The organism is Kitasatospora sp. NPDC096077 (genome assembly GCF_040303245.1).
Lineage (GTDB): Bacteria > Actinomycetota > Actinomycetes > Streptomycetales > Streptomycetaceae > Kitasatospora.
Genome location: NZ_JBEOSV010000027.1, coordinates 42112 through 48307, shown reverse-complemented (window position 1 = coordinate 48307; position 6196 = coordinate 42112). Strand labels below are relative to the sequence as shown.

7 protein-coding genes and 1 pseudogene are annotated in these 6196 nt (G+C 70.2%); 5 read left to right on the top strand and 3 right to left on the bottom strand.

The genetic code is table 11. The features are described from left to right. The coding region (locus ABTZ03_RS23315) for a WD40 repeat domain-containing protein (protein WP_350514976.1) at nt 1-1117 on the top strand (1117 nt) is incomplete at its 5' end. Between the two features lie 33 nt (nt 1118-1150). Further along, on the top strand, nt 1151-1927 hold the full coding sequence (locus ABTZ03_RS23310; protein WP_350514975.1) for a hypothetical protein: 777 nt from the start codon (nt 1151-1153) through the stop codon (nt 1925-1927). Between the two features lie 5 nt (nt 1928-1932). On the opposite strand, the gene ABTZ03_RS23305 is transcribed toward ABTZ03_RS23310, so the two are convergent. Continuing rightward, complete coding sequence (locus ABTZ03_RS23305; RefSeq protein WP_350514974.1) at nt 1933-2316, bottom strand: Het-E N-terminal domain-containing protein; 384 nt, start codon at nt 2314-2316, stop codon at nt 1933-1935. 197 nt (nt 2317-2513) lie between these two features. Between ABTZ03_RS23305 and ABTZ03_RS23300 the strand changes: the two genes are divergently transcribed. Further along, on the top strand, nt 2514-3713 hold the full coding sequence (locus ABTZ03_RS23300) for a glycoside hydrolase family 183 protein (protein ID WP_350514973.1): 1200 nt from the start codon (nt 2514-2516) through the stop codon (nt 3711-3713). A gap of 79 nt (nt 3714-3792) precedes the next feature. Here ABTZ03_RS23300 and ABTZ03_RS23295 read toward each other — a convergent pair. After that, a pseudogene (locus ABTZ03_RS23295) lies at nt 3793-4083 on the bottom strand (IS30 family transposase); the annotation flags it as partial. Between ABTZ03_RS23295 and ABTZ03_RS23290 the strand changes: the two are divergent. Both ABTZ03_RS23290 and ABTZ03_RS23285 read left to right on the top strand, forming a co-directional pair. Then, nucleotides 4084-4821, top strand: coding sequence for a hypothetical protein (locus ABTZ03_RS23290; protein ID WP_350514972.1), 738 nt, complete (start codon nt 4084-4086; stop codon nt 4819-4821). Nucleotides 4822-4918: 97 nt separating this feature from the next. Next, complete coding sequence (locus tag ABTZ03_RS23285) at nt 4919-5461, top strand: NUDIX domain-containing protein (protein ID WP_350514971.1); 543 nt, start codon at nt 4919-4921, stop codon at nt 5459-5461. 139 nt (nt 5462-5600) lie between these two features. Here the strand turns inward: ABTZ03_RS23285 and ABTZ03_RS23280 are convergent, their stop codons facing one another. Continuing rightward, nucleotides 5601-6131: a helix-turn-helix transcriptional regulator gene (locus ABTZ03_RS23280; RefSeq protein ID WP_350514970.1), complete on the bottom strand. Its 531-nt coding sequence runs from the start codon at nt 6129-6131 to the stop codon at nt 5601-5603. Nucleotides 6132-6196: the final 65 nt, after the last annotated feature.

Sequence of the window (6196 nt, the reverse complement as noted above, 5' to 3'; positions counted from 1 at the left end):
CGAAGCCGTCGCCTGCGCCTTCTCCCCCGACGGCACCCTGCTCGCCACCACCGGGCACGACCGTACGGCCCGGATCTGGCACGTCCCCACCGGAACCCAGCGCACCCTGTTCGCCGACCACTGCGAGACCGTCACCTCCTGCGCGTTCAGCCCGGACGGCACCCTGCTCGCCACCGCGAGCCACGACCACCGAATCCGCCTGTGGCAGACCACCGTCGACACGCCCCGCACCCAGCCCTCGCCGAGGTGGGAGTACACCGCCGCATTCTCCCCGGACGGCGCGACTGTGGCGACCGCGGGCAGCGAACGGACCGTACGGCTCTGGGACGTGGCCGGCGGATGGCTGAAGCAACGGTTGGAGGGTCACACCGACACCATCAGCGGCTGTGCGTTCTCCCCGGACGGGGCGCTTCTGGCCTCCGCCGGCCACGACGGGACGGTCCGCCTGTGGGATGCCGCCACTGGCCGTCCTGACAGCACCGTCCTCACCGGTCATGAGGACCCGGTCACAGCCTGCGTGTTCTCCCCGGACGGCACGCTCCTCGCCACCGGCGGCCGCGACGACACGGTTCGGCTCTGGGACGCCGCCACCGGTCGCCCCCGGACCGTCCTGGCCGGCCACACCGGAGCCGTCTCGGCCTGCGCGTTCTCCCCGGACGGCAGCACCATCGCCTCGGCCAGCCACGACCACACCGTCCGCCTGTGGGACACCGCCACCGGCCGGCTCCGGAGTGTCCTCGCCGGTCACGCCGACCTGGTCAGCGACTGCGCGTTCTCCCCGGACGGGGCGCTTCTGGCCTCCGCTAGCCACGATCGGACAGCCATCCTCTGGGACGCCGCCTCCGGCACACCACGGACCACCCTGGCGCGCCACAGCAGCGGCGTGGTCGCCTGCACCTTCGCCCCCGACGGCTCGCTGATCACAACGGACATCGTCGAGCGACGGCTCCGGATGTGGCGGCCTGGCAGCGACGAACCCTGCTGCGGGATTCGCGTGGTCACCCCGTTGCTCGGCCTCGTCTGGCACCCCAGCCGCCCGCTGCTGTGCGCGGTGGGCGAGTCTGGCGTGTACCTGTTCCACTACCTGCCCCACGGTGTCCACGGCGCCGCGAAGTGAGGAACCGCCATCGTGTATTACGCAGGCCCGCACGTGAGTTGCTACCGAGCCGTCTCGCTCCCTGATGGCGCCTTCGCCGGCGTCCGGTGCGTCAAGTTCGCCAACCTCGTCCACTGCCCGGACCAGGAGGGGGTGGCCTTCGTATGGTACGGGGAGGGAGCTGAACCGACGGGTCCGTTCAGGCAGTTCGGCGAAGCCTTCGTCAGGAGTTCCTCCGCTCCTGATGCCTCCGCCCCGGCCACCCTGCCCGCGCACGCGGCTGGCCTGGTCGGCAACGGCGAGCGCGACGAGCCGTACCTGCGCCTGCGGTTCGAGCTGTCCTCACCACCACCGCAGGTGCCAACCCAGCTCACGGTAACCGGCGACCGCCACGAGAAGTGGACGCTCGTCCCCGACGGCGTCCTGCCCGACTATCGGCCGCTGCCCCGCCACGTCGAACGCGGCGGCCCCCTGCTGAACGAGTTCAGCGTGCGCAAGGACGACGGCACCCCGGGCATCGGAATCCGGTGCATGCTGAGCAGCGGCAGCTGGCTGGGTGCGGGACGCTGGCTCGAACTCACCTACCTGCACCTCGGCACCTACATCGGCGACCCCCGCGGCCCGGTCCGCTTCAGCGCCTCCGACATTGCTGCCGGGAACGGTTTCTGCCTGTTCGTCCCCTGGGGCGAATTGACAGTGCAGGCGGACCAGGAACGCGGCCCGTCCGTGCTCCGGGCCTCCGGAGCCTGGTCGGAGAGCTGGCAACTGCGCCGCCCCGCCCAGGGCTGGGAGCCAGGCCCCGAGGTGGCCCACCTCCGCGCGTTCGACTGATCGCCTCAATCCGTAGCGGAGGGAGGCGCGTTGAAGACGTTGCTCTGGTGGCCCTGATCGCCGATCAGCAGACCCTGGGCGCCTCTTGCGTCGACCTGGTACCGCCCGGACCGAGTACCGGCCGCGTCGAGCATGCCCAGCACCTCCTGTGCTGCGGCCACCAGTTGCTCGTCCTCACCTGCGCCGATTCGCACCAGCTCCGCCCGGAGTGCCATCTGCCAGGCCTCGGGGTTGTCGTCCAGACGCTCCAGGGCCACCTCCGCGGCCGGCTCCCCACGGAGCCGACGCAGCACGAGGGCCTTGAGGCCCGAGTAGGCGTCCGTCGCCATGGTCGTCATCACGCCCTTGGAGCTGGCCACCGCACCCGCTGCGAGAGCCGCCGCAATCACTGCTTCAGGATCCACTGTTCCAGCGTCGCGCAGCACGCGGCTTCCGGCAAGGGCGCGCACAGATGTCCGGGGCGCACCGCGTGGCCGAGACTGTTCGTACGCGCCTGCGGCTGAGCGTGCCGCGCCCGGCGCCCGGGGATATCCGTACCGCCAGTCGGCAGCACGTCACCGGCACGGAACGTCCTGGAGGATGCGCCATGTCCAACTCACCACACATCGACCGCCGTTCGGTTCTCAAGGCTGCGGCAGGCCTCGCCGCGGCTACGGGCACCGGCCTGGGCGTCGTCACGCCCGCCGTCGCGGCTCCCCGCCTGCTCCAGCAGGGCACTCCGCTGTGCCAACAGCCCGGCGACTCCGCGAGCCAACAGGGTCTCGGCTGCGGCGACCTGGCCATCCCGTACTTCCGGCAGCACGACAACAGCTGGGGCTACGTCTTCGGTGACTCGTGGCGGGGGATGCAGCAGGGCGGCGGTGACGACTACCTCGGTTCGCCACTGATGCTGAACCAAGCGGGCTTCGACCCGTCCGGCGGGACCCCGATCTCCTTCACCTGGGCAATGCCCACCACGGGTCAGGCCGGTCAGCTGTTCCCCTACCACACCAGGGCGGACAACGGGCTCGGCTACGAGATCTCCCGGATCCCGAACGACTGCATCGAATTCGGCGGCCGTACCTACATCCAGTACACGTCCGTGGCCACGTGGGGCGGACCGAAGGACCCGCCGCTGCCGGACGGTCACGATGGCTCGCTCATGTCCGGCGTCGCCTACTCGGACGACTACGGGGTCTCCTGGCAGGACTTCCCCTACCACTGGGACGGTGACTTCAAGGGGATCAACCAATCCCTCTACGGCATGTGGTCGTTCGCCGGCATCGACCCGGACGGCTGGCTGTACATCTTCTCGAAGCGATGGAACGGTAGTCATCTCAACCTGGGCGACAAGGGAGAGATCCAGCTGTTCCGAATCCAGCCGAACGACTTCCACGACGGCAACTTCGGCGCCCAGCAGAACTGGGCCTACCTCGGCGGCACCTGGCAGTGGACCACCTCGGCCCCACCGACTGTCCTCTTTCCCTCCGATAACAACATCGGTGAGTTCTCCGTCAAACGCATCGGCGACACGTACTGCATGAGCTACTTCGACTGCGGCGACTACTCGATCCGCACCCGCACCGCACCCCGGCCGGACCGGGCGTGGTCCCAGCCGCTCACCCAGATCGTCGGTGACCCGACCAAGCCGGGCCACGCGGGCAAACCGGTGGTCCCGGTCCTGTACGGCGGGTACATCCACCCCGGCAGCGCGAGCGCGACCTCGCTCACCGTGATCGTCTCGCAGTGGGACGGAAGGACCCCAGCCCCCTACAGGGTGCTCCAGTTCGACGGCATCAACCCCTAGAAGATTGATGAAGATCTTGCCGAGGGGCCGCCCGGCCGCAGGCGGTTTCTAGTGGTCGTCGCAACACGTGGTCGGTTGTCTAGGCCGCAAGGAGTTTAGCCAGACGCTCGGCTGGGGTTTCCCAGCCGACCGTCTTGCGTGGGCAACCGTTGAGCTCGGCGGCGACCACTGTGAGGTGTTCCGGGCCGTGGACGGACAGGTCGGTGCCCTTGGGGAAGTGCTGCCACAGCAGGCCGTTGGTGTTCTCGTTGGAGCCGCGCTGCCAGGGGCTGGCCGGGTCGCAGAAGTAGACCGGGATTCCGGTGGCGACGGTGAAGGCGCCGTGGGTGGCCATCTCGGCGCCCTGGTCCCAGGACAGCGACCGCACCAGGTGGCCGACCCGGACTTCCACCCCGACGGCCGCTTCACCGCCCTCAACCTCTACCCGGCCACCGAACGGCGTAAGAACGCCGGATACACCGACACCACCCGGTACTTCCTCAACACGCTGCTGGCCTACAAGACCACCCGCCGGATCGGCCGGCGTCAGGGGTTCCCCGCCGCGACCCCCGCCGACATCGACGGTGTCCTCACCGCCCTGCGCCAGCAGGCCATGGCCCTGGACCCCGTCGACCAGCTGGCCGCAGCCCACTTGCGCGAGCAGGTCCTCCCGCAGATGAGCGTCTACGCCCGCGCCCTGCTCAAGGCCGGCTACCCCGCGAGCACGTTCTTCGACCGCGCGTTCACGATCGACACCGGACAGATCGTCAACCAGGGCCGCGCCCAGGCACTCTTCCGGGGACTGGCCGGCACCAACGGCGAGCCGATGACCCTGCGCGAGGAGCGCGGCTTCGGACAGGCCAGCGTCTCCAGCGACCGCAGTCCGATCTGGCGCATCACCCCGATGCCCTTCGGCGGCGGGCACCTGCCGTCGGCCCTCACCGGAGGCAAGAACATCCGGACCGCGCGCCCGACGCTGATGGTCGAGGAGATGGACCCCTGCCACCTGTCCCCCGTCATCCGCGCCACCGGCTGCCGCCTGCGACGCATCCCCCTCACGGGCGTCGATATGGAGCACGTCCCGCAGAGCGAAGCCCGAACCCTCCACGGCTTCCCCGGGGCGGTCTAGAAAGCGACGCCAAACCCCAAACCCCTCCCAGCCGTTGAGCCGGGAGGCATCATCGGGCCCAACCCGCCCGGACACGTCCACCGAGGAGACCACACCCATGAGCACCACCGAAGCGACGACCGAGCAGCCGTTCAGCAGGATCAAGGTCCGGGTCACCGGTCTGGTCTTCTGCGGCACCGAGGTCGCGCTGCTGCGCCGGGACCGCGCCGACTCGACGCACTACACCACCATCGGCGGCAACGTCGCCGCCGGCGAGGACTTCCGCGCCGCCGCCGCCCGCGAACTGCAGGAGGAGCTCGGCCTCGCCCCCGACCAGGCCGACGACCTGGAGCTGATCGGGCTGGCTGACGCCCGGGTCACCCGGCCCGGGCCGACCGCCGCGCCCCGCAAGATCCACCTGATCTACCGCACCCACGTCACCCCCGAGGTCCGCGCGACCCTGGCCACCCAGGAGTTCGACGAGCTGCCCGACGGCAGCCACGAGGTCGGCACCATCGAGTGGATCGACTACCGGAAGACCGCCGACCTGCCGCTCTTCCCGCCGATCGGCAAGGTCCTCGCCCAACTCCCCACACCGCAGGCACAGCTGGCGACGTTCGAGCTGGAACCGGTCACCGACCAGAACTACACCTGGATCTGACCACGACCGGTGGGCCCGGGACCCTGGCGCTGGGTCCCGGGCCCGCCGGTTTGCCGCGACACCACCGGGGCGGGCGCAGGGCCGACACGTTCAGGGCGAAGGCGCGCGCGGCACAGAACCGATCGCGAGATCACGGTGGTCAACGGGCTGCGCCCCGCGAGCAAGCCGGGCACGGCGGCACGGCGGTGTCCATGACGCCTGGCACTCCGTGGAGGCGATAGACCGCCGCCGGATTCCCTTCAGTGCGCATCCGATGTCTGATCGCCGCCAGGTCCGCGCCGACCGTGCTCTCGGAAACGCCCCGGAGCAGCGCGACCTGTCGATTGGTGCGCCCGTGGGCCACCGCCCGGAAGGAAAGCACGGCCAGGGGCGGCAGAGGCGTCCTCAGCCCCGCCAGGGGCGGTACCAGCAGGCCCGTACGGCAGGCGACGTCAACGACCTGCGGCGCCGACTCGGCCCCGGTCTTGCGCTTCAACCTGAGCAGGCGACCCCGCGCCACGTTGTACGACCAGCCGGTACGGTCCGCGATCCGCACGGAGTTCAGGTCACCGGCCAGCATCGCGAGCACCACGGCCTCGCCCTCGGTGAGTTCGATGTAGTGGCCGCACCTCCGCATCGTGGGCTCCTCGACCTCCGGCAGCGGCGGCTCCGGCCGGTGAAGCACCGTCATCACATCTCCCAGTTGCACGGGCGCGGGTGCGCACCACCCAGGCACGCCCCCCTTTCGCCGGTCAC